Consider the following 22122-nt stretch of genomic DNA (forward strand, 5'->3'; position numbering starts at 1 on the left):
CCAGCAGACAAGCCGCCCCGTGAGGGATCGACAACGGTAAAATAGACGATCATTGCAAACAGGACCGAGAGATGTCCGGAAATCGCGCCGGCGAGCCCACCCACGCCGGCCTGGACGAACACATGAGTTGGGGGCACTGGGGGCCGTGGACTACTTGCCGTCGACAAGCTTGACGCCGATCCTGTCCGCGAGAACGACGAGGTCTGCGTACAGGGCGTCGATAGTCAGCAGGTCTAGCGGAGCGCCCCCGGGCGATAGATCCGCTGCGGCGACGCGATCGCCGAAGATCATGATCGCCAGTGCACGATCGTCTTGGCGGGACACCCAGCAAAGTCCCTCGGCACGGGGGCAAGCAGCGTGAATAGCTTCGGCCCAAGTCCGGGTGTTCGGATACTCGTTCTTTTCGGTATCGATAAGCTGACTGCGTGGAATCCCGAGCCTTTTGAGTGACGTCACGCTGAGATCGACGAGTTTGAGGTCTCGTTTCGGCGTCACTTGCGAATAAACGTGGTCGGCCAGCTTTTGCTTATCGAAGGTCTTTAATCCAACAACAAAAGGCACGTCATGAAAGACGGTTTCCATGGCTGCGCAATCGAACGCCGCGCCGCCATAAAGGGTAGGGATGTTCGCGCCGTTCGAAGCTTTGATTGGACTGAACCGGGCATTGCCATACGGGCCTGGATTGAATTGGCTGCTGCCATAGGCATTTGGGTGGATCCGATGAATGACCTGGCCTTTCGGCCAGGTCATCATGTTCACCAGATTGGCAAGGCCGGCGGGCGGAGTCGCTACAACCGAGGGCGGGGATGGGAAAGGCGGGGCCGGCGGCGACTTGGCTGCCTTCGTCCGGGCAGCCGGGCGATGCACACCGGACTTCTTCTTAGCCATGGAGCACGCCGGCTACCTCGTCCTCGGCCGCTGCGACAACGCGATCGGGCTTACTAATCAGCAAGTCCTGCGGCCGCTTGCCACCAAGGAAGCTGTTGACCGACGCAAACCAATAGGCAAGTCCCCAATCATCCTTTTTTCCGCGGAAGACCTCCAGCACTCGTGCCAGGTCTTTCGCCGGCCGATAATCCGTCGATGGACCGAAAGCATAGCCTGGAAAATAGTCTACTCCGTGATGGCGCACGGCGAAGATCTGCCCATCCTTTTTCCATTTGTTCGGTTGAGCGCTGGGATTGCTCGCACTAAACCCCGCCATCTCCGCGACCTCTGCTGCCGTCATCCATTCGCCGGTCTCCAGCACGCCTTTGCGGGCTTCGGCTGTCATCCGGGCCTCAATCAGCCTGTGTTGGGGCATCGGAACGTCGGGCACGATAGCCTCGATGATCGACTGGTATTTCGCCTCGTGACGGCGCTCAATGATGCTAGGGATCAGCGCGGCTAGGCCGGCAACCGCATCTAGGAGCACGTGAGCAAGCGCCTTGTTGCTATGCTGCAATGTCAAAGCAACAACTTGATCCACCGGCAAATGGGCAAGTTTTTTTCGGACTTCGGCGGGGGTCCCGGTAACGGTTCCGACACCCGAGCGCTCAAGGGCTTTTTCTGCGGTTGTCATGGCTTCAATTCCGATGATATCGGTTATCAATATAGCGCGATAACTAAAATCATCAAGCCCCTTTCAAGTCTTGTCTGCCAGGACCTCCGAGCCGGTTCCAACCTCGTTTTTGGGGGGCGATGAGCTCACACGCACGGTAAGCCTTGAAGGAACTGGTTGCGTATTCCAGGGATGGCGATCAGCGATTCCAGGCCATCGTGATCACTCATTCCAGAGCATCGTGATCACCAATTCCACGGGATCGTGATCGCTACTTCCAGCGGATCGTGATCGGGGACAGCGAGCCGGACGGGCGGTGGCCCCGCGGGTTCATGGCGACCATTTGCCATCGGATCGGCGGGCGCGAAACTGATGCGGGCCATCGCCGACGTCGCGACCGCCGCCGGCAGGTATGTCGGCAAGTCCGTCGGGAGGGATGGCGGTCGTAGTTGCCGGAGGACCGATCGAGACTTTGGTCAGGTGGCGTTCAAGGTCGCTTCGGCTGCTTTGATCTTGCCGAGGATGTCCTCGACCTATCAAACATTGATGCATGCAGCATCGGCGAGTAACTGGCGTCTGGAAACCTGGGCAGCCGATCTATTATTACATGTAAGGTCGGTGAGCAATTCGATGCGTCTGGCGAGAATCGGGTTCGCTATTTTCTGGAAAGGCGATCGGGCCCCATCGGCGCGGCTCTCGCCGTATCGATTATCCTCCCCGGCAAATGACCTTGGGAGTTGGAGACGGCATTCTCTGCGGGACTACTGGGGCTTTGAAGCACGAATCTGCCCGTATTACGAAGGTCCACAAGAGTTTTAGAGGCAGGATTGCGCATCCGTCGCAGAAAAATCGTCGCCTTTGAATAGAAGCGGTGCCTTCATGCTCTTAGCCTGGGCATAGGAGGCGCAATCGGCAAGGTTCAGTCGAGCCTTCGAATGCAATCCTTTTCCAAAGCGGTCGAAGGCCTCAAGCGCGCTGCGCGCCTGCGCTTCGTCGAAGGGGACGATTTCAAAATCATTGTCCTGTTGGGAAAGCGCCACATGCGTGTTACGGCGGCAGGGCCACGGCGAACGCGCAAGACCATCCCCGTCTCATGGACAGTCAGGGCCGATATGAGCAGGCGATCCGCCTTCTCGATCTCGGCCGCGTACCGCGCCGCGTCGTCTTCTTTTTCCAGAATGGCAATGAGTGCCGAGCTGTCGACTACGATCATAGAGCGTTGATGACTGCCATGATTTCGCTCGGGCTATGCCGATCAAGCAGCGGAAGTGCGGCGATTTCGTCGCCGACCTTGAGCATCTGTGCGGCCGTCAGGCGGCGGCGCGGATCTGCCGCTCCGGCATGACGTGCGCTTTCTTCAATGGCCTGCGCCACGGCATCTTCTACCGATACGCCGCGCGCGGCGGCGATCTTGCCTGCGTGCAAGGGCTTCAATATCGTCAGAAAGCTCGATCATGCCTTTTCTCTCCTGGCTGCCAATATATGCCAAAAGGCATGTATTTTCCATGTGTGCCGCATCGCTGGTTTCCTTGGAAAATCAACGACCTAGCTTCAGATTCAGCCGTTCTTAAGGTACCATCTTGGCATATTTCCCAGCGTTTGGCGGGGGCCAAAACATCTTGCTTAACGTCTTCCCCTCCCTGAAGGGAGGGGATTTTTCCGAGGAGCCTTAGGCGGCTCTACGAGATTTGCGGCGGAAGGAGACCTCCACCGCGGGCCGCGTTCCGGCCCTGAGAATGTTCGGGCTGCGTTTACGTCGGCATGCGCCTCGTGTCCGCAATCGTCGCAGGCGAAACGTGCTTGGCTTTCGCGATGGCGTGCGTCGATAGAACCGCATTCGTTACAGGTCCGCGACGTGTTGCGCGGATCGACTTTAACCAGGCGACCGCCGGCCGCCTCCAACTTGTAGGCGAGAAAGGTTTCGAATTGATGCCAGCCGTGTTCAAGAATGGACCTGTTAAGGCCGGCTTTTCTGGCGCACGTTGCGACCGGGCTCCTCACCAGTGCCTTTCGCGCTGGCCGTCATGCTCGACGTCTTCAGGTCCTCAATGGCGACGAGGCCGAACCGGGCGACAAGGCCCGTAGTGGCCTTGTGGTTCCAGTCCTTCCGGATGCGCGCGGCCTTGGCTTTGATCGCAGCAGCGCGCAGTCGCGCCTTGGCGTAGCGTTTCGACCCGCGCTTGCGCCGCGCGAGAACCTTCTGCGTCTTGCGCGCCCTCCTGCGTCTTGCGCGCCCTCCTGCGTCTTGCGCGCCCTCCTGCGTCTTGCGCGCCCTCCTGTCGAGAAGTCGCAACCGCTCAACCGGGACCGACGCCAACTCGCCGTTCGAAAGCGCAATGCTGTTCGCTACGCCACGATCAATGCCAACCGCCGGGCGGATGTTGGTCGGCGCTTCGTGCTCGATCTCGCAGGCGAACGACACGCACCATCCGATCGGCGTCAAGCTGACCGTTACGTTGTTGATCGTGCCGCGCAACGGGAGGGTATCGCGCAACCGAACCCAACCGATTTTGGGCAACCGAACCTGAGATCAGTTGCGATTGAGCCGCCGTATCTCCACCTCACGGCCCTGAAACCGGAACGTCTCGTGGAGGCTTTTACGCCGCGGTGTCGGATACTTCGCGCGGCCGGCGAAGAAATTCTGATACGCCTTGTCGAGATCGCGCAATGCTTGCTGCTGGCAGGTCTGCGATACGGCCGCAATCCAGTCAAAGGAGGCACGAAGCGTAGTCAGCTCCCGGCATTGGCTGGCGTAGCTAATTCGGCCTCCGGTCCGGGCCGCGTATTGCCGCCAGAAGTTTTCCCGCTGGTAAAGCGCGGCGTTGTAGACCGCACGGCACGCGCCTGCGAACTGCCGAAACAGCACTTCCTGTTCGGCAGTCGGATCGAGCTTGTATTTGAAGCCGCGGCGGATCATCTTGACGATATGGCTTTGGTCTAAGGTCTTACAAGTTGGCAAAAGTCCAAGTTCGCTCGGGAAGGCACGTCGTTTACGCTCTCCACGCCCCATTTGGTCTTCGTCACCAAGTGCCGCCGGGGCGTGCTGTCCGAACGCGCCATTGGGGACCTGCGGTCGATCTTCGCCAAAGTCTGCAAGGATTTTGAGGCGGAATTGATCGAGTGCGATGGCGAGGACGACCACGTGCACCTCTTGGTTAACTACCCGCCGAAGGTCGCGCTCTCTAAATTGGTCAACAGCCTGAAGGGCGTTTCGAGCCGGTTGCTGCGCGAATGGCGGCCTGAAGTGCACATGCGCGGCCGCGACGCCGCGTTGTGGTCGCCGTCCTACTTCGTCGGCTCGTGCGGAGGTGCCCCGCTATCAATCATCGCCGAATACGTTCAGTCCCAAAGGCAACCGCGGCGCCCGGGGAGGCCTTCAACCTCCGGCGCTGCCGCAGCCGCTATCCCTCCCCGGCCTGCAGGCCGGGGCATCTCGCGGAGGATTAGGTGACCGCATTTTATAACGACTGACTTTTCCGATCCTCCAGCGGCTATAGCCGCTGCTTCTCAGCTAGCTGAGAAGCTTATTGCTAAGGCGTCACTTCCCGCGTGAGGGGAAAGAGGTTCGTCGCGCTTCTGTCGTCAGACATCCTTCGGCCACGCTATTTGCGGACGCGGTCGACGCGATCTAGCCTGCCAGACATTCGCGCTTGCCATGAATGTTCCGCTCGATGAGCACGACATTGAACCTATCGCAATCCAAGCGGTGAAGCAGGTCTCGCCGAAAGTGAGGCCACCAACAAGCGCGCCAGGACTCCGGCTTTGCCAGCGAACTAGCTGTATGCATTAGCGTGCGGGGACGACCCTCGTGCTTCCAATCCGATCACCGCTTAGCAAAGTACCGGATGGGCTCGACCAGCGCGCCAACATCGGCGTCGAAGCGTTGGTGGGCCGCCGGGGCGAGGCGGTTGGCTGTCCTGTTGGTGCTGTCGATTTTGCTCAGAGCTCAGCTGGAAACGTCCCGCTTTGCCTCTGACCATGCGGCTTCGCGCGCCATCTTTCCTCCGCGAACCAGACCACGGTATCCAGGGCTTTCTCTTGCTTCATGCCGTAGGTCGCGCCATACACGCGCGAAGAGTCATGGCTTTGGCCCTATCGTTGAAAATCGTAAAATGCTCTTCCGTCGGGAACTGGCTACGACCGATCGCTTTGACCTTGCCGTCGTGGAGCATGAGTTGTTTCGTGTGCTTCAGCCGAAGGAAGACCCGCTTGACAGTATCTTCGGCTGCCCACGGATCATGGCCAGCGCCGGCAACGTCGAGAGAATTTCTTGCCGATATGTCAGCCTTACGGCGGAATATTGCGCGAGTGCGTTCCCCAGGATCGTCGTGATGTTGGAATGCAGGGAAACGATTTCGATCGTCCCGATTTGCAGAAAGACCGGTTGCTCCCCGTTGATGTGAAAATGGCCGGCATAGCTGTAGATGTCGGCGCGGAGCTCGCTCTCCGAGATCAAAATCGTTCCCGTAAGACTCTGGCCAGTGACAAGCTCCACGCCGTGCAGCGGCTTTCCGCTCTCCATCTTCGACATGCAACACATTCGGGCTGCCTTCGGCCTGCGCCCAGCAACACGCATCTGGTACATTGCGGCGGTCTTGATGCTCAGCAGGAACTCTAACTATATCCCGCGCGTTCAATCTGGAGTTACTTTGGTGGCAATAGGTACAGTGAAATGGTTCAGCCCGACTAAGGGCTACGGCTTCATCAAGCCAGATGACGGCGGCCCCGATGTCTTCGTGCACATCCGTGCCGTAGAAAAGGCCGGCTATGCCGAGTTGGCAGAGGGTGCTAAGATCAGCTATGAGACAAGGGTCGGACATTCTGGCAAAATTTCCGCCGAAAATCTCCGACTTGGATAATTTCGCTCGCGCGAACATAAGGGCAGCCCAACCATTCGTCATTCTAGCTCCGCCTCGGGCTTGCCCGCGAGGTGTAGGTACGGCCCCAGCATATCCCCCCGGAGCCGCTGAGGCCGTTTCCTTTCTGGCGCTGTGAGTAGGCGTGCTTCGGAGGTGGATTGTGTGAGTGCTTCCGCAGACGACTCCGTTGATGCATTTTGGTGCGCCTGCTTTTGCTCGAATGTCAGCTCGTCAGCCCTCTAAAGGCAGCCTGGTCCAGAATTCTCCAACGCATCATCAGAATGGCTTTCAGACGCGCCATTCGTTTTTCTAATTCGCGCATTAGGGCCGCTTCATCGTGACGTTCGCGTACAGGTGACGACAAGTTTCAAAGGACGGGGGTATCATTCGCGTCTGCAACTCCTGGCGAAAGTAATCCAGGTCACTATTCCAAGACGTGCGAGCTGTTCGCTCGAACCCACCTGAGTCTTGGATAGTCTCGTGCAGCGGAAGGCTGACGCTTAATCCGACGAAAAACTGCGCGCACGCGCGACCAAAGCAGAATTTCGGCGACACATGGCGGAATACCGGGAAGTTTTCTCCTGCGTTGCAACGTACAATCTGCGACACGTGGAGCTAAGCTGGCATTTGCAGAACCGGCTATCCATTGAGATCCGCACTAAGGGGCGAATGGGGATGGACGGCGCTGCGTGGCCTCAGGTGAGGGGCGATCTTTCATCCACACGGTGGGGCGCCGCGGCGTTCCTCAACAATCTCGAAACCGCCTGCACAACCATTAGTCGAACTGAATGGGTCGTAAGATGGACAAACATCGGCGACGCCCACTGCCTTCTTGGTGATACCAACATCGAGGAGGGATACTTTGATGAGGTGGCAGAAGATTGGCTATGCGCGCTAACCGCCTTTGAAGTTGCCAGGCGACTAGCATGTGAAGACGCTTCAAAAATCGGAGAAGTTTCGGCTAAGATCGATGCCGTCCTTAAAAAATTCGGAAAGCTGGGGCCGAAGGTCGAGCGAGTAAAAATTGAGTGCTGCGATCAATTTGAGATTTCAGCTCACTACTTGCCCGCTGGCGATCGCAGTTCAAGCGCCCCAGCAATTCTTTGCATTAGCACGGAAGGGGAAACAGCGACGACACTGCTCGGAAGGCTCTTGCCTGTCGTGATGCATAGAGGCATGTCCGTCCTTGTGGTCGCTTATGACGACCTCTCAGATACTGAACGCAGTCAATTGGATATGTTCCTGTCTTGCTGTGTGGATTACTTATCAGCCCGGTCTGACGTTGATGCTGCTCGTATTGGCGTATACGGAGATGGGCTGTCCGCTGCCCTGGCAACCGACCTCGCAGCATTTGACAGTCGTGTGTCCGCCGCGGTTTGTGACGGCGGTCTTTGGAATTGGACTCGGATGCAGGCGTCTGTCGATTGGCTAACCGGAGCTGCCGATGTGTCGGATGATCAAGTGCTTTCAGCCCGTCGCTTGCGATTGCTCCGGCAGCTGAGATGCCCAGTTCTCGTGGTGGCTGGTGGACGTGGCATCGTCAGTGCAGCGGAAGCAATGAAACTACTAGGTGATGGCGCCGGTGCCCCCATTGATCTGCAGTTGGCGATACCGAGGATGATCACGATAGACGGAGAAGAGGTCGAAAATTTCCTGACTGCCGACGACCGCATCTTCGGCTGGCTCGAGCATAAGCTTGTGCTGAAGTCGCTCTCAAACCATTGTTGAGTTGCATAGCAGCGAAAACCTTTGTGACCCGCGCTGCTATATGGCGTTCAAGCCATAGACGATGTCTCCATCAAGTCCCTTCCCAAATCTCAGGCCGAACCTGCATGCGGCGGTTGACTGCAGGCTCGATATACATGGCCCCTGATAACGCCAGAACAACCTGGTTCCGGTTGTAGAAGATCCGTAGCCTAGCCTTCCAATCCAATTGCGCTGCCACGCCCATCCTCGCGCGACACTTTGTGCCGTTAGGAGATCGGGAGGTGGCAGCGGCAAGAGGCTCCGCGGTCCAAGTGGTCCCAAGCGAGCAAGCTCTGATGCTTGCTCTGGACACGTAATTTTACAATATCCCAATGCTGAGCTTTTGAGATGCCAATCGGCTATTTTTCGCAATTAAGATGAGCCGTTTGTTGACGTAGTGAAGAGACTCCTCGTCCAGCCCATCAAGCATTGTGGCGTTGAGGGATTGTCTTTTGATTGACAGCTTCCGGATTTCCGCCTGCGCTTTTTGAGTCAGCGATATTCGCAAGTATCTCGCATCATCGGGCGAGGTCACGCGGGAAAGGAGCTCCATTGCTTCCAGTTTCTTTGTTTGGTTGGTGACGAAGGCGGGATGAATTCGCAGCTTGTTCGCAACAGCTATCCCTGAGACTCCTCGGCCTTCATCGAGTTCGTCGACGGCCATCAAGATCAGCCACTGCGGTTCGGTTATGCCTAGTAGCTGAGCCCAAGTCTTGTGTATTTCCTCGAGTTGGGAATTGACCTCGACGATATTCCAGATGAATTCACTAACGGCTCGATCGAGTTGTTCTTTCACTTGCATGTTGTTGTTCCCGGCAATTCTAGATTCGCCGATACGCGCACAAACGATGTTCACTCCGGCGGAAACGTACGTACCCTTCCCGTGCGACCGATAATAGAGCTCACACGACACACTGCATCAAAAACAATTGAGGCGTGCAATTGATCTAAGTGTGCATTGAAGCTGGATGTCGAGCAGGTGTCACTTTTGCGTCTACTTGTAATTTAAGCGGCGTTCGCCTTGGTTCCGATACACTCATCCACCCAAACTTCGTCCACGAAATCGTCTTGCTATAGAATAATGTTGCTTTCATCGAAACGCGCACATGATTTCGATCTGACGCCTTATCGAAGGCGAGCGATACTATTCGGCAAGTCGTGGCGAAACGCCTGTGCTTCGCCGGGGTGCTGACTGTGAGCAGCAGTTCAATAGGACAGCTCTATTCGATAGATTTTGCTTCAAATTCCAAAGAGAGCGCTCATCGCCGTCATCCTCAGGACACGACACGCCTTTAAGGTGATGGGCTCGGTAACGGCCTATCCCTCAACAGGGCTGAAGGCGTGCGGGCGGGCCGTGCTGCGGCCCTCGGGAAATATCGCCGTCGAGCGGCGAATTTGTTTGCGTCCTCGGACCTGGCGCGTCCGGCAGAGACAAAGCCTTGTACGTTGCCGGACTTGTCGGTTCAACTCTAGCGTGGTCTATCGCGATCACCAGGAGCCGGCGCCGACAGCTTGAGAGGCTTTCCAAGCATGCGAGGGCGTCGCGCGGAGATGGTAAATCTCTGCCGATCGGCACTTCTTGAATGATTTGGGACTTCAACGTACGCCACGATCGCAATCCATACGTTCATAGCGATTGCGCACAGATTGCGCAGGCCAAATGCTTGGCGCGTAGTATCGGCTGCGTTGGCGCGTTCAGATCTGGTCGGTTCGCGCTCAGAGAAACTTTTGTTCGAGGTTGCGTCAGCCTGCGGTTAGAATTGCAAGGACCTGACCGTTACGAGCAGTCCGCTTCCTGACGACCGTAGCATCAAAAATGTGGCGGAAGCGAACGCCGAAGGCGAGCCCCTTAATCGTAATCGTTGTCAGTCCTCCCTTGATGTAAGAAAGGCGCGGTAAGCCTGCCGGATGCCATCATTCAGGGAGTTTTCGCGCGCCAGCCCAACTCTGCGAGACGGCCGACGTCGAGCAACTTACGCGGCGTACCGTCGGGGCGAGAGGCATCGAAGGCGATCTCACCTCGATAGCCAACGACCTCCGCGACAAGGCGGGCAAATTCCAAGATCGTAACGTCCTCGCCGGTTCCTATATTGATCAGTTCCGCGCCCGAATAGATCTTCATTAGCTGGACGCAGGCATCCGCCATGTCGTCGACATAAAGAAATTCGCGGCGGGTGTGCCGGTGCCCCACACCAGGACGCTTTTTGCACCAGAGACCTTGGCTTCGTGAAAACGGCGGATCAGAGCTGCGACCACATGACTATATTCGGGATGGTAGTTGTCGCCGGGGCCGTAGAGGTTGCTCGGCATCACGCTTATGAAGTCACTTCCGTACTGACTGCGATAGGCTTCCACGAGCTTGATGCCGGCGATCTTGGCGATCGCATAGGGCTCATTGGTCGGCTCGAGCGGACCGGTCAGAATCATGTCCCCGCGCAATGGCTGAGGAGCAAGTTTTGGATAGATGCAGGAGGAGCCCAAGTACATCAGCTTCTCCGCACGGTTTAGATGCGCGGCATGGATGACGTTCGCAGCGATCGCGATGTTGTCGTAAAGAAATTCGGCGCGCAGTGTATCATTGGCGACTATGCCGCCAACCTTGGCGGCAGCCAAAAATACCACCTGCGGCCGCGTCTTGGCGAACCAGCCGAATACCTGGGCCTGGTCGCGCAAATCAACCTCGCTTCGCTCAATGGTGACGAGCCGCGTGTCTTCCTGCGCGAGCCGGCGCATCAGCGCGGCCCCGACCATGCCGCGATGGCCGGCTACATAGACGTCTTGCCTTTCAGCTCAAACGGTGCGCTTGCCATTTTCAGCTTCCCGTTTCGCCTCGGCAAGGTCGCTTGCGACCATCTCCTGCACGAGCTGCGCAAAGCTGCGCTTCGGTTTCCAACCAAGCTGTTCGCGCGCCTTGCTGGCATCTCCAATGAGAAGATCAACCTCCGTCGGGCGGAAATAGGTCGGGTCGATCCTAACCACGGCTTTGCCGCTCTTGGTATCGACGCCAGTTTCCTCTACGCCCTTGCCGCGCCATTCGATGCGGCGACCGACTTCGGCAAAGCCGAGTTCGACCATCTCGCGCACCGACCGCGTTTCGCCGGTTGCGAGCACGAAATCGTCGGGCCTCTCCGCCTGCAGAATCATGTGCATGCCTTCGACGTAGTCGCGTGCATGCCCCCAGTCGCGCTTGGCTTCGAGGTTGCCAAGATAAAGTGTCTCCTCGAGACCGACCTCAATGCGGGCGACGGCGCGAGTGATCTTGCGGGTAACAAAGGTCTCGCCGCGGATTGGGCTTTCGTGATTGAACAGAATGCCGTTACTTGCGAACATGCCATAGGCTTCGCGGTAGTTCACCGTGATCCAATAGCCGTAGAGCTTTGCCACACCATAGGGCGAGCGCGGATAAAAAGGCGTGGTCTCCTTCTGGGGGACTTCCTGAACCAGGCCGTAAAGCTCGGACGTAGACGCTTGGTAGAAGCGCGTCTCTTTCTCCAGGCCAAGAATCCGGATCGCCTCGAGCAGGCGTAGCACGCCAATCGCGTCTGCGTTTGCGGTATATTCCGGGCTTTCAAAGCTCACGCCGACATGGCTTTGGGCGGCCAGATTGTAGATCTCGGTTGGCCTGATCTGCTGGACCAAGCGGATCAGATTGGTCGAGTCGGTCATGTCACCGTAGTGCATGAGAAACGGCACACTGCCGGCATGCCGGTCCTGATAGAGATGATCGACGCGCGCGGTGTTGAAGGAAGATGACCGCCGCTTAACGCCATGCACGATATAGCCGAGCGACAGTAAATATTCGGAGAGATAGGCGCCATCCTGGCCGGTCACACCGGTGATCAGAGCGACCCGCCTTTGAGAGTTTTCGTTAGTCAAATTCTACCCTATGCAAACGAATTGATCGGTTTCTGTACCCCTCGGTCACCGTCGTACGCACTCGGCTGGAACTTTATTCGAGGGGTCAAAACCAGCCACGGTGATAAACAAAAGGTGGCGCAAGGACAATAGACGCTTACGACAATGATTTTGCAGAGCTTTTAGCCGCTTTCCAGATTTAGCCGTGCAAGACGTCCAGAGAAGCTGCTCCGAGCGGGATGCGGCCTTAGATGCTCTGACATGCACTCTCTGTCGGCGGTCGCAGGCCCGCCCACGATGTTATTTAGGCGCCGCAATCTCAGAGCGATAAAGACAAATCGAAATCGTGAGGATCCACCATCAGAGCGAGCGAGTGAAATCCATCAAAAAATGCGATCAGGCGCGGAATTAATGCGTGGACACAGAACTCCTTGCATCAATCCAAATGGAGACCTTGGCTACCTCGCAATGAGAACGCCAGCCTTCTACATCCGCCTCTTTGCAGGCAGCTAGAGGGAGCGAGTCATCAAAACCATCGTCAATCGGCGAAGGGTGATGGGAGCACGACATTGCTAGCGCGATCCGCATAAGGAGTTGGACAAAACGCCCTGGGATGATTTGGGGCAGGCACGGGTCAAGCAGTAATAGAAGCTAGGTGATTTATCCCACTTGAATTTAGGAACACGCGATCCGTATTATCTTCCTCATGAGGGCATGGGGATCTCCAAATGTTGGATGCCGCTACCGCCGACCTTCTACGCGCTGTCCTCGATGAGGTCTGCGCGAGCATTTCTCGCTACGAAACGGGCGTCCGCGCCCATGTGGCCGCTAGACTTTTGGAAGCCGCCACCAGAGGCGAAACGATGCCCAGCCGCCTCAAGCAGATTGGTGTCGAAGCGCTTCGTGAAGCACCGACCATGTGGCGATAGGCGCGGACAATATGATGTCTCATTCAGGTGAATTTCCAAGTTACCGTCCTAAAGATCCTTGTGAGCTATCCGGACGGCTTCGCGCCGATGGCGGAGCTTAAACGCGACATGGCGATTCTAGCGACGAGTGGTCGCGAGTGGGCCGAGCGCACGGCGAGAATGGCTGCGCGTGTCCAGAACCTCGACATCTTTTCTCAGAAACTCGTTGAGCGGATGAACGGTGGCTGGCGTATCACTGAAGAGGGCCGTGCCGTCCTCGATCTGATGGAAGCGCGGCCGGTCGTTGCACAGCTGCCGCCGGAAATGAACGAATCTGCGTCCGAGCAATGAGAGTCTGAACACGGATCAAGAAATTCGTGCCGATGACGTGGACGCTAGAATGAGCTGCCTGGGAAAGGTGTGTCCTCAAGTCTCATTCCCGTGGTCCATGTCCCGGTTCGGCTGCGACGGGATGCCGCGGCTAGTTCATTCCCGCTGATGAGAGACGGTATGCCGCAGGTGTTTCGTTCCCTGCATACGGCATCGGCCTTGCCTTGCACGCAGAGAAGTCGAAAAAGCGATCGCAGTGATCTGATCCGTGCGGTCTCCGGCGTTTTCCGCGCTGCGCGCATGTGTCCTCTTACGTGTTCTACGCGCGTCGTTGCGCGCGAAACGCGTGTGACGCTGCCAGAGATCAAGACAGGGAACGGATTCGCGGTAGCTTGCCGCTCTCGTGATCGAGCGTTCGCCTATTTCCGCTCGGGCGTGCTCATGCGGTTGCGGCCTACTTGGATTCCGCGATCATGCCTCAGCCACACCCATTATACGGACGATGAAGCACAGCAGAGCGATTGAGGCGGCCCACAGCGCGAAGTACTCCCACCAACACAACTCACGCTCGGACGTCTCACGTGCGATGGTAGCAGCCAAGCCCCCCAAGGTTAATCCGGCTAGGACGATTACGAACAAATCAATGCCTTCCATACTTGCTCCGTTCAACCAGGCGCGCAAATGTTGCCATCGCATCTCAACTGGCTTGTTTGGCGTTGTTCTGCGCCCGCGCCCCAGCAGTCGGCTTGAGCTCTAACGTCATCTCGGTTCTCTCCCACGTAAAGCTGGTTGCGGTTTGTGATCCATACCGCGCCCAGCGTTGGCTAGACTGATGATGGGAGGGTCGAAACATCAACGTTCGATCCACCACGGTCGGTGCTCGTGACCAACAGCGAAAGGAGGATCATGCGAACGCCAACACGACTGGGCAATCGAAAGTCCAACCCAACCATGCAAACGAGTTCATCCGGTCGAGAAAGAAGAGTGCAGCATCATTCGTTTCACGAAACCGGAAGAGTTAGCCGTTCGTTTGCTATGCAGTTGAGGTCGGGATTCTCAACCGAGAAAGCGACTTCGTTGAGCTATTCCTACAACTTGACGCTAGGTACGATTCAATCCCCGGAGGACATTCGTGCAGAAATTGTCCAAAGACTATTCGGGTCTAGGCACCCTCTTGAACCGCAAGCGGCAGCCTGTTGCACGATCTTCGGTCGGCCACTGTTTGCGATGTGAGTTTTCGACCCTCCCAGCTTGCCGACACGCAGCTCTTGAGCGACATCAATGCGCCCTAAGAGCATCTCCATCTACGTTGTGCTTGTAGCCGAACAACCGCGCTACCGTGTTGCTGAGGCTATGGGCTCGGATTGCTGCGCAGTCCGGGCCCAACGTTTGCGAAGCGGTTCGGACTGCACGCTCCTACAGCATGAATTGCTTCTTGGCAGCAGACGGCCCACTCGTGGGCTCCGAAGGCCGCAAACATTCCGGATGAAAAACAATGAGCGGACGAATGTCATGGCTGCAGGCCGTTGCCAAACATACGTGGGAGACCGTGGACCAATTGTTGCCTTGGTGACAATTCGAATGACTTGATGTTCACAAAAGCTGTCCCCTTCGAGGATGCTGGTGCGAATTCCTTGTGAAAGCAGCGCTCTCGGTTGCGGCACACGACTTGCTTTATTCAACGTAGCATCGCCACACAGCCTGGTGATGTAGGGGCGGGCCGGCGCGCCCCCGCTCGTTCGCCAGGCCCGCCCTGTTCCGCTCTCTAAGCCAGGAACCCGCATGGCCTGGCGGCAATTCAAAAACTTGAGACGGCCTCAGATTGAAGGTCGCCCGAAGGGATACTCGTATGGAACGCCTCGACCAATCACAGCCGCCGTATCGCTTGTCGCATGCTGGTCTGAACATGCGAAAGCCATTGTCCTATCTTCGACGTATCGTCGGCATTGTTGCGTTACCGCCACCAACCATCGCCAGCGGTGAGTCCGCGCCCATCCACTTACATCAACGTCTGATTCTCGATGCCCGTCCACCGGTGTGAGGTCTGCCGTTCTAGTCCCCACTTCCCCACAGCTATTGGAGAGATAGCCGATGCACAACGTCGTCTGCATAAAGCAGGTTCCGGACTCCGCGCAGATTCGCGTCCATCCCGTAACGAACACCATTATGCGCCAGGGCGTACCGACAATCGTCAATCCTTACGATTTGTTTGCGCTCGAGGCCGCCATGGAGCTACGCGACGAGATCGGCGGCGAGATCACTGTTCTGACAATGGGCCCGCCAGCCGCCGAAGACTCGCTGCGAAAGGCGCTGACCTTCGGTGCAGATCGAGCTGTGTTGCTCACCGATCGTGTTTTCGCAGGGGCCGATACGCTGGCGACGACTTACGCGCTGGCGGCGGCTATTCGTAAGATCGGAGAAGAGTACGGCCCGCCCGACCTTATCTTCGCCGGCAAGCAGACAATCGATGGCGACACTGCGCAGGTTGGGCCTGGTATTGCCAAGCGGCTCGGCGTGGTTCAGCTCACCTACGTCGCCGAGATCAAGAGCCTGGATCTCGCGGCGCGCGCAATCGAGGTAGAGCGACGGTCGGAGGGCGGCGTGCAGGTGCTGCGCACCAAGCTTCCATGTCTCATTACCATGCTGGAGGCGACAAACGAGATCCGGCGAGGTGGTATGACGGATGCGCTGCGGGCGGCACGCACTGACATCGTAAAATGGAACGCGCAGGATGCAGGTATAGCAGATATCTCGAAATGTGGTCTTAAGGGCTCTCCAACAATCGTTAAGCGTGTGTTCGCTCCCTCCAAGCGCGCCGAGAAAGCAATGCTGGTCGAGGGTGCCGATCAACCTGTGCCGGCATTAATCGATGCAATTTTCAAGCAACGGCCGAAGCTTGAAGCTGAACTTGCAGCGCTGTCGCGCGCTTCCGACGTGGGCTCGGAGCGATGAGCCGTTGAAATGTCTCTCGATCTTCGCGTCGTGGTGCTGCCCATGAAGCCTTGGTACAAGATTCTGTACGCCCAGGTATTGATCGCCATTTTGCTGGGCACCATCGTTGGCTGGCTATGGCCTTCGGTCGCCACCAACGACTGGATCAAGGCGATGGGCGACGGCTTCATCAAGCTGATCAAGATGGTGATCGCCCCGATCATCTTCTGCACGGTCGTCTCCGGAATCTCCCACATCCAGGATGCCAAGAAGGTCGGTCGCATCGGCATCAAAGCGCTGGTCTATTTCGAGATTGTGTCGACGTTTGCTCTCCTGATCGGGCTCATCGTCGGCAATATCGTCAAGCCGGGCGCGGGCTTCGGCAGCGCTGCCGCGAGCGCGAATGCGGTCGCCAACTACGCCAAGCAGGCCGAGGGACAGAAGTCCGTCGACTTCATCCTGCACATCATTCCCGACACCGTGGTGGGCGCCTTCGCGCAGGGCGAGATCCTCCAGGTGCTGCTGTTCTCGGTCCTGTTCGGCTTCGCCATCATGGGTCTCGGCCAGCGCGGCCATGCGATCCGCAACTTCATTGACGATGCCGCCCATGCCGTGTTCGGCGTGATCTCGATCGTGATGCGCGCAGCACCAATCGGGGCGTTCGGCGCGATGGCTTATACCATCGGCAAGTTCGGCACCGGCGCGATCCTCAATCTGATCGGGCTGATCGCGACGTTCTACATCACCGCGGCATTGTTCGTGATCATCGTGCTCGGCACCATCGCGCGCTTCGCCGGTTTCTCGATCTTCAAATTCATTGCCTACATCAAGGACGAGCTGCTGATCGTGCTCGGCACCTCGTCGTCCGAGAGCGCGCTGCCGTCCTTGATGGAGAAGCTGGAACGCCTCGGCTGCTCCAAATCGGTGGTCGGCCTCGTGGTTCCTACGGGATACTCGTTCAACCTCGACGGCACCAACATCTACATGACGTTGTCGACCCTATTCATCGCGCAGGCGCTTGGCTTTGACCTCACCTTGGGCCAGCAGATGACCATCCTGGTCGTGGCCATGCTGACCTCTAAGGGCGCCTCCGGCATCACCGGAGCGGGCTTCATCACGCTCGCCGCGACACTCGCGGTGGTCGATCCGCGGCTCGTGCCTGGTATGGCGATCGTGCTCGGCATCGACAAATTCATGAGCGAATGCCGCGCCCTAACCAACCTGTGCGGCAACGGCGTCGCCTGCGTGATCGTCGCTTGGTGGGAAGGCGAGCTCGACCGCAAGAAGCTCAATGGGCGCGTCTGCCGAATCGACCCCACGAGCCTCAGGAAATCAGGATAGGTTAGGCGGGCGTTAGGCTCCGGATCTTGGGATAACCGGCTCGAACGTGGCGCCAATCCGTGCGGCTGAAGAACTAGGCATGACCGGAGGGTAACTAGCGATCCGAATTCCGCTGCCAAAACAAAATGACAGGGGATTTCGATATCTGAAGATCTCGGTAGAGCCGGACGTAGCCGATTGCTCTATAGCTCATGGACAGCAGCCGCAGGCTCGCGACGGGTATCTGGAGGCGACACATTCAGATGTAAGGTACGCAACGTGTTCCATGCCGCGACAGAAACGAGACAATGCTATCTCCGAAGAAGTTCTGTTAGTGCGTTAATCGAGTCCGCCGAGCAACGAATATCCTCAATGTCCCGAGATAACGTGAGCGCTCTTACCGCTATGGCCGAAAGATCTGGAATCTGACACTCAAGTTCATTCAGACGTTGGTTCAGGTCCTCCAACTGGGTCTGAAGTTGTTCGATCTCCGCATCTTTCCGTATTGGAGAGTTAATGGTCCAGTCCCGTAGTGCTTGCATGAGTCGTCCCCCTTTTTAGCTCGTGCTATGTCTTAGCGATGTTCGTGGCCGGAATTGGGAATTCCTTGTCGAATGCTTGGCGGTTTAACGTCGCACCAAACCCGCTCCTTTTCTGGCTGCCTCGCAGCGCTAGCGTCGTAGCGCGGGCCTCAACAAGCTACGGTGCTGGCTGGGTAGTGAATAAGGCCTAGCCCGCCGCTGGAGTGGCTTGAATCTGACGTTGCGTCAGGTTGTAGGTCTTCAGACAATCGCGATCGGCTTTACGGCGACACGTGGGTCGATGTAGTCGGCTCTGAAGGAGAGTTGGCGGCCTCGCGGGGATCAAACACGTGTAAAGAGCAAATCAATGCGCGATGAAGGGCACAAGCGAGATCAGGATCCGTATGGTCGCAGCGCTCGTATCGAAGCGCCCGCACGCGGGCGGCAATGGCAGAAGGAGCATTTGAGGGCGGACGCGGCGGGTCCATTTCCTTTGGCTCCGATCCATGGCGACCTCGAAATCAAGCAGCGGATGAGACCGATCGCGCCATCGGATCAAATAGTGCGGGTTCGTCTTCCCTCAGACCTTGGTCCGAATAAGACAGTATGATCGGCGTGGCCGTCGTTCGACAAAACAACCCCTCTCGCAGAACTTAAGGAAAGCGGTAGTGATGGCGCAGTCTACCATTGGTAGGATCAACCGTTCACTTCACGAGACGGGCCGCTTGATGGTTTGCAACGAGTTACGCTGGAGTTCGGCGTTAAGGCCGCCGCTCGTCGCTTATAGGTGAGCTAGCGTTGCTTCTGGTGCTCGGGAGGCTCGAAGCGGAATTGGGTCGTTCAGATCAGATCCTACGAGCGAGTCAATGGGAGTGGCGGCAACCGTGGCATTCCCTGTCGCTTAATCTGGGGCACTTGCCCAGCTTCAGCCCGATGGCCCCTTGCGCCGAATCAGGATGAGCACGTCAAAGCAGAGCTGACCGCGCGGAACAACGACGCATCTCATTGAGCAGAAGGTGAACGGATGAGGAAGCAGAAGGGTCATTGCTCGGCAGTGATCGAGAAAGCGTCTGAGCAGAACGTGATCTCCGTCAGATCCAGTGTATCTGCGCGACAAAGGAGCTAGCATGAGAGCGCAAATTGCGGACCAGCTTGAGGACGGTCGCGTACGATATGGACAATTCGCCAGCGCACCGGGATCAGGTCCTTGCGGTCTCTTCATTGTGCAGGGACCCTGCGGCTGTAAACTCAAGATCGTTGGAATGCTCCACGCGGGCTGGGAACATGTCTCCGTTTCGATCCCGCGGCGCTGTCCGAATTGGCAGGAGATGTGCTTCGTCAAGGATCTATTTTGGGACGAGGAAGAGTGCGTGATGCAGCTTCATCCGCCCCGGTCCGAATACGTGAACAATAACCGATACTGTCTGCATCTCTGGAGGCCGACTAGGCAGGAAATTCCAACACCACCCTCGGGGCTCGTCGGCATAGTCGGGATTGGTCCATCCGAAGCGGCTAGGCTCGCTGCACAAATACGGGTTGTCGGATGACCCGGACCCATGGGACGTCTTGAGGGAGAACGCGCGATCAACAATTGAGACTCGTCATCCTCGTGACGGATAGGCGCTGCAGGCAGGTCCGCGGGCATGAAGCGTGGACGGTGCATCGGGTCCATTTTGTGGGCTCAGGAACCAGCGACGTGGATCCGTGACCCGCAGTCATCCGCCAGCCTTTGCTTATGATGCGGACCCATCCACTGTTCGGATATGTTCTATCGATACAATCGATTTTACGAGCTACCGAGAACGGCGGATAAGCAAAACCACTTCGAAGAGATGAATTCAGGCCGATCAGGATGGCACCAAGAGGAATTCTCAGGTTCGCCTCGAACATCGAGTGCGGATGCCGATTAAAGCAACGTGTTTTTGGTGACTCGCGCCAAAACTTGCCAGAGGCGCGTGGTCGACGGCTGCCGGCAAACCTTCGTATAAATAGTGCAACCACTTCTATGTTGGATACCTACTTCCGTTCGATTGAATCACCGCTTGCTCGGGTCTTAGCCTCGCGGCGAAGGCGAGAACTATCGATTGCAGGTGTCTAATGCTGCTTCAGAAGAATCGAGTGAAGTGCGGTCAGGTCGCCTCGCAAGTGCAGAAGAGGTCCCTCCTAGATCTAGTCCGAGTGGCCCACACGCTCAATATCATCTCCGTCGTGTGCGACGATCAGTCGGTTCGCGAACCACTAATGGACATGATTATTGCAGCCGGCTGCGTGGCCGAGCTCTTCCGAAGTGCAGATGAATTCCTCAGCTCAAAAAGCGACATCAGGACGTCTTGTTTGATCGCGGACATGCAGTTGACGAGCGCAAGTGGGCTCGACTTATACGAGCAGCTCATCGCATCCGGAAAAACAATTCCCACCATCCTGCTTGTGGCTGGCCCCGACGACGACAACCGTGCGCGCGCGCTGCAAGCCGGCGTGTCACAGGTTCTGCGTAAGCCGTTCGACAAAGGCGAACTGCTTGCGTGCATAAAATCGACATTCAAAGACCGAAAGACAATTCGAGGTCGCCCTTGAATATGGGCATACAAGCTTGGAGATCCCGTCGTGCGGGCTAGTTGAGCCCGACCCTGGCGGCGAATGGGATGAGAGTATTTATCATGCCGACCTCAAATCGTTTGGCAGCACGATCCCGCTTTCCAGCGCGTTGAAAGTGGACCGAACGCAGGCGCCAAAGCGTTGGCTGATGCTGGCGCGGCAGGAATCGCACGTGCATTTAACTAGGAGAGAGGTTCAATGAAGATGACGCCGCTGTTCAGAGAAGGTTTACGGACGCCGATACCGCAGTCCATGCATGAGGACTTCAGCGCATGCTAGAATCGACGTCGTCTTTAGATGTGCACGAGCAGCTTGTTTCACTTCTGGAAAAGCCAAGCCCCGTTATCTTAGATATCGGCTGTAATGATGGAACCGACACAAAACGGTTTCTCGAGCTGTGCCCCGAGGCGCTGTTCTACTGTTTTGAGCCGGACCCCCGTGCTGTGGTCCGCTTTAAGAAGAACATGCATCTGGACCTCGACAAAGTGAGGCTGTTTGAGATCGCGATCAGCGATCGAAATGGAAAGATTGATTTCCATCCAAGCAATGGGGATGGGGAGGTGGAGGAATGGGACCTCTCTGGCTCAATACGTCGGCCAAAGAACCATCTTGCTGAATATGAATGGGTTCGATTTGATCATCCAATCTCGGTTGAAACTCGAAGGCTGGATGACTGGACCAGTGAAGCTAACGTGGACAAGATTGATTTGATTTGGATGGATGTTCAGGGAGCGGAGTCCGATGTCATCGCTGGTGGCAAACGGGCTTTGAGCAATACGCGGTTCATCTACACGGAATATAGTGATCGCGAGCTTTATGAAGGCCAGCTGTCCCTGCACGCCATACTTGAGCTTTTACCATCGTTTGAAGTGGTAAGGCTCTATCCCCGCGAAGTGGAGGGTGATGTGTTGCTCAGGAATACGGGCTGTTAACGCGGTCTCTGCTTTCTTTGCTGCGAGAGGCCGCATCACGTGACCGCGTGATGCGGCAGCGCAGTTCGGGTCAGGGTCGCTAGGGCAAGCGATGGTTATGAGGTTATTCGTTTCGCTCTCGCGATAGCGCTTGCAGATTAGTTCGCGCGCGAGTAATTGATCAACGAAAGTTCTCGCGTTGGCAGACCGCAATGAAGATGAATGATCTGAAGTCAATGAGTGTCGACGAGCTGTGGAATCTCCACGCGAAGGTGTCTGCCGCTCTAACTCAACGGATTGCGACGGAAAAGGTCATCCTCGAGGAGCGGCTGCGAACCATCGGAGCGCTCGAGAAGCCCACCCGGCCCGCCCGTGAGCGTCGGCCCTACCCGCCTGTGCGGCCAAAGTATCGAAATCCGAAGAACCCGGCGCAAACCTGGTCAGGGCGTGGGAAATTACCCAGATGGCTCGACCCGCAACTTCGTGCCGGCCGAAAGTTGGATGACTTCCTCATTGACCGACCTGCACGTAGGCGTCGCCACAAAGCCTGACAAGCCGGTCAGCAATTCCGATTCGACTTACTGCGACCATGCCTGTTTTGAGCTG

At 57.1% G+C, this 22122-nt stretch carries 20 protein-coding genes and 3 pseudogenes; 11 read left to right on the forward strand and 12 right to left on the reverse strand.

Annotation, left to right across the window (positions count from 1 at the left end; genetic code table 11):
• Window positions 1-150: 150 nt before the first annotated feature.
• The 8 genes from KUF59_RS07800 to KUF59_RS07825 form a co-directional block, all read right to left on the reverse strand.
• Window positions 151-888, reverse strand: coding sequence for an RES family NAD+ phosphorylase (locus KUF59_RS07800; RefSeq protein WP_258769140.1), 738 nt, complete (start codon window positions 886-888; stop codon window positions 151-153).
• Entirely contained in the window at window positions 881-1561 is a 681-nt protein-coding gene (locus KUF59_RS07805) for a hypothetical protein (protein ID WP_258769141.1), read from the reverse strand. The genes KUF59_RS07800 and KUF59_RS07805 overlap by 8 nt, the downstream gene beginning before the upstream one ends.
• A 794-nt stretch (window positions 1562-2355) precedes the next feature.
• Window positions 2356-2481 carry a hypothetical protein gene (locus KUF59_RS44300; RefSeq protein ID WP_408918078.1) on the reverse strand — a complete coding sequence of 42 codons (126 nt, stop codon included), beginning with the start codon at window positions 2479-2481 and terminating at the stop codon, window positions 2356-2358.
• Entirely contained in the window at window positions 2460-2753 is a 294-nt protein-coding gene (locus KUF59_RS44305; RefSeq protein WP_408918079.1) for a PIN domain-containing protein, read from the reverse strand. Before KUF59_RS44305 ends, KUF59_RS44300 begins: the two co-directional genes overlap by 22 nt.
• Window positions 2750-2965, reverse strand: a complete 216-nt coding sequence (locus KUF59_RS07815; protein ID WP_258769142.1) for a hypothetical protein — start codon at window positions 2963-2965, stop codon at window positions 2750-2752. Before KUF59_RS07815 ends, KUF59_RS44305 begins: the two co-directional genes overlap by 4 nt.
• Window positions 2966-3163: 198 nt before the next feature.
• Window positions 3164-3541 (reverse strand): zinc ribbon domain-containing protein, encoded by a 378-nt coding sequence (locus tag KUF59_RS44310; protein ID WP_408918080.1) that lies wholly within the window; start codon window positions 3539-3541, stop codon window positions 3164-3166.
• Entirely contained in the window at window positions 3498-4016 is a 519-nt protein-coding gene (locus KUF59_RS07820; protein WP_258769143.1) for a transposase, read from the reverse strand. The genes KUF59_RS44310 and KUF59_RS07820 overlap by 44 nt, the downstream gene beginning before the upstream one ends.
• A 54-nt stretch (window positions 4017-4070) precedes the next feature.
• The gene (locus tag KUF59_RS07825) at window positions 4071-4457 is read right to left on the reverse strand and encodes a helix-turn-helix domain-containing protein (protein ID WP_258769144.1); all 387 of its coding nucleotides are present in this window, start codon (window positions 4455-4457) and stop codon (window positions 4071-4073) included.
• 35 nt (window positions 4458-4492) lie between these two features.
• Between KUF59_RS07825 and tnpA the strand changes: the two are divergent.
• A pseudogene (gene tnpA / locus KUF59_RS07830) lies at window positions 4493-4898 on the forward strand (IS200/IS605 family transposase); the annotation flags it as partial.
• 831 nt (window positions 4899-5729) lie between these two features.
• Here the strand turns inward: tnpA and KUF59_RS07835 are convergent.
• A complete protein-coding gene (locus KUF59_RS07835) occupies window positions 5730-6071 on the reverse strand; it encodes a hypothetical protein (RefSeq protein ID WP_258769145.1) in 342 nt (113 codons plus the stop codon).
• A gap of 121 nt (window positions 6072-6192) precedes the next feature.
• Here KUF59_RS07835 and KUF59_RS07840 point away from each other — a divergent pair, with 121 nt between their 5' ends.
• Both KUF59_RS07840 and KUF59_RS07845 read left to right on the forward strand, forming a co-directional pair.
• A complete protein-coding gene (locus KUF59_RS07840) occupies window positions 6193-6399 on the forward strand; it encodes a cold-shock protein (RefSeq protein ID WP_258769986.1) in 207 nt (68 codons plus the stop codon).
• 675 nt (window positions 6400-7074) lie between these two features.
• A complete protein-coding gene (locus tag KUF59_RS07845; protein ID WP_258769146.1) occupies window positions 7075-8127 on the forward strand; it encodes an alpha/beta hydrolase family protein in 1053 nt (350 codons plus the stop codon).
• A gap of 337 nt (window positions 8128-8464) precedes the next feature.
• Here KUF59_RS07845 and KUF59_RS07850 read toward each other — a convergent pair whose 3' ends face one another.
• From KUF59_RS07850 to gmd, 3 genes and pseudogenes are all read right to left on the reverse strand, one after another.
• Window positions 8465-8947 carry a MarR family winged helix-turn-helix transcriptional regulator gene (locus KUF59_RS07850; RefSeq protein ID WP_258769147.1) on the reverse strand — a complete coding sequence of 161 codons (483 nt, stop codon included), beginning with the start codon at window positions 8945-8947 and terminating at the stop codon, window positions 8465-8467.
• Window positions 8948-10010: 1063 nt separating this feature from the next.
• Window positions 10011-10955 (reverse strand): annotated as a pseudogene (locus KUF59_RS07855) (GDP-L-fucose synthase family protein).
• The gene (gene gmd / locus KUF59_RS07860; RefSeq protein ID WP_258769148.1) at window positions 10936-12021 is read right to left on the reverse strand and encodes a GDP-mannose 4,6-dehydratase; all 1086 of its coding nucleotides are present in this window, start codon (window positions 12019-12021) and stop codon (window positions 10936-10938) included. The pseudogene KUF59_RS07855 and the gene gmd overlap by 20 nt, the downstream one beginning before the upstream one ends.
• Before the next feature lie 935 nt (window positions 12022-12956).
• Between gmd and KUF59_RS07870 the strand changes: the two are divergent.
• The 8 genes and pseudogenes from KUF59_RS07870 to KUF59_RS07900 form a co-directional block, all read left to right on the forward strand.
• Window positions 12957-13208, forward strand: a pseudogene (locus KUF59_RS07870) (hypothetical protein); the annotation flags it as partial.
• A gap of 1879 nt (window positions 13209-15087) precedes the next feature.
• On the forward strand, window positions 15088-15279 hold the full coding sequence (locus KUF59_RS07875) for a hypothetical protein (protein ID WP_258769150.1): 192 nt from the start codon (window positions 15088-15090) through the stop codon (window positions 15277-15279).
• A 50-nt stretch (window positions 15280-15329) separates the two neighbouring features.
• Window positions 15330-16190 carry an electron transfer flavoprotein subunit beta/FixA family protein gene (locus tag KUF59_RS07880; protein ID WP_258769151.1) on the forward strand — a complete coding sequence of 287 codons (861 nt, stop codon included), beginning with the start codon at window positions 15330-15332 and terminating at the stop codon, window positions 16188-16190.
• A 9-nt stretch (window positions 16191-16199) separates the two neighbouring features.
• Window positions 16200-17510: a C4-dicarboxylate transporter DctA gene (gene dctA, locus KUF59_RS07885; RefSeq protein ID WP_309500951.1), complete on the forward strand. Its 1311-nt coding sequence runs from the start codon at window positions 16200-16202 to the stop codon at window positions 17508-17510.
• Window positions 17511-19338: 1828 nt separating this feature from the next.
• A complete protein-coding gene (locus KUF59_RS44520; RefSeq protein WP_475647880.1) occupies window positions 19339-19557 on the forward strand; it encodes a DUF7694 domain-containing protein in 219 nt (72 codons plus the stop codon).
• A gap of 631 nt (window positions 19558-20188) precedes the next feature.
• Window positions 20189-20584, forward strand: a complete 396-nt coding sequence (locus KUF59_RS07890; protein ID WP_258769152.1) for a response regulator — start codon at window positions 20189-20191, stop codon at window positions 20582-20584.
• 293 nt (window positions 20585-20877) lie between these two features.
• Entirely contained in the window at window positions 20878-21537 is a 660-nt protein-coding gene (locus KUF59_RS07895; protein ID WP_309500952.1) for an FkbM family methyltransferase, read from the forward strand.
• A gap of 215 nt (window positions 21538-21752) precedes the next feature.
• A complete protein-coding gene (locus KUF59_RS07900; RefSeq protein ID WP_309501000.1) occupies window positions 21753-22067 on the forward strand; it encodes an H-NS histone family protein in 315 nt (104 codons plus the stop codon).
• Window positions 22068-22122 lie beyond the last annotated feature (55 nt).

Source organism: Bradyrhizobium arachidis (assembly GCF_024758505.1).
GTDB lineage: Bacteria > Pseudomonadota > Alphaproteobacteria > Rhizobiales > Xanthobacteraceae > Bradyrhizobium > Bradyrhizobium manausense_C.

What these genes read in the sequence shown, in the direction of transcription:
- KUF59_RS07800 (WP_258769140.1), bottom strand. Translation starts at nt 888, where the DNA reads ATGGCTAAGAAGAAGTCCGGTGTGCATCGCCCGGCTGCCCGGACGAAG.
- KUF59_RS07805 (WP_258769141.1), bottom strand. Translation starts at nt 1,561, where the DNA reads ATGACAACCGCAGAAAAAGCCCTTGAGCGCTCGGGTGTCGGAACCGTT.
- KUF59_RS44305 (WP_408918079.1), bottom strand. Translation starts at nt 2,753, where the DNA reads ATGATCGTAGTCGACAGCTCGGCACTCATTGCCATTCTGGAAAAAGAA.
- KUF59_RS07825 (WP_258769144.1), bottom strand. Translation starts at nt 4,457, where the DNA reads ATGATCCGCCGCGGCTTCAAATACAAGCTCGATCCGACTGCCGAACAG.
- KUF59_RS07835 (WP_258769145.1), bottom strand. Translation starts at nt 6,071, where the DNA reads ATGTCGAAGATGGAGAGCGGAAAGCCGCTGCACGGCGTGGAGCTTGTC.
- KUF59_RS07845 (WP_258769146.1), top strand. Translation starts at nt 7,075, where the DNA reads ATGGACGGCGCTGCGTGGCCTCAGGTGAGGGGCGATCTTTCATCCACA.
- KUF59_RS07850 (WP_258769147.1), bottom strand. Translation starts at nt 8,947, where the DNA reads ATGCAAGTGAAAGAACAACTCGATCGAGCCGTTAGTGAATTCATCTGG.
- KUF59_RS07875 (WP_258769150.1), top strand. Translation starts at nt 15,088, where the DNA reads ATGGAACGCCTCGACCAATCACAGCCGCCGTATCGCTTGTCGCATGCT.
- KUF59_RS07880 (WP_258769151.1), top strand. Translation starts at nt 15,330, where the DNA reads ATGCACAACGTCGTCTGCATAAAGCAGGTTCCGGACTCCGCGCAGATT.
- dctA (WP_309500951.1), top strand. Translation starts at nt 16,200, where the DNA reads ATGTCTCTCGATCTTCGCGTCGTGGTGCTGCCCATGAAGCCTTGGTAC.
- KUF59_RS44520 (WP_475647880.1), top strand. Translation starts at nt 19,339, where the DNA reads ATGTGCTTCGTCAAGGATCTATTTTGGGACGAGGAAGAGTGCGTGATG.
- KUF59_RS07895 (WP_309500952.1), top strand. Translation starts at nt 20,878, where the DNA reads ATGCTAGAATCGACGTCGTCTTTAGATGTGCACGAGCAGCTTGTTTCA.
- KUF59_RS07900 (WP_309501000.1), top strand. Translation starts at nt 21,753, where the DNA reads ATGAGTGTCGACGAGCTGTGGAATCTCCACGCGAAGGTGTCTGCCGCT.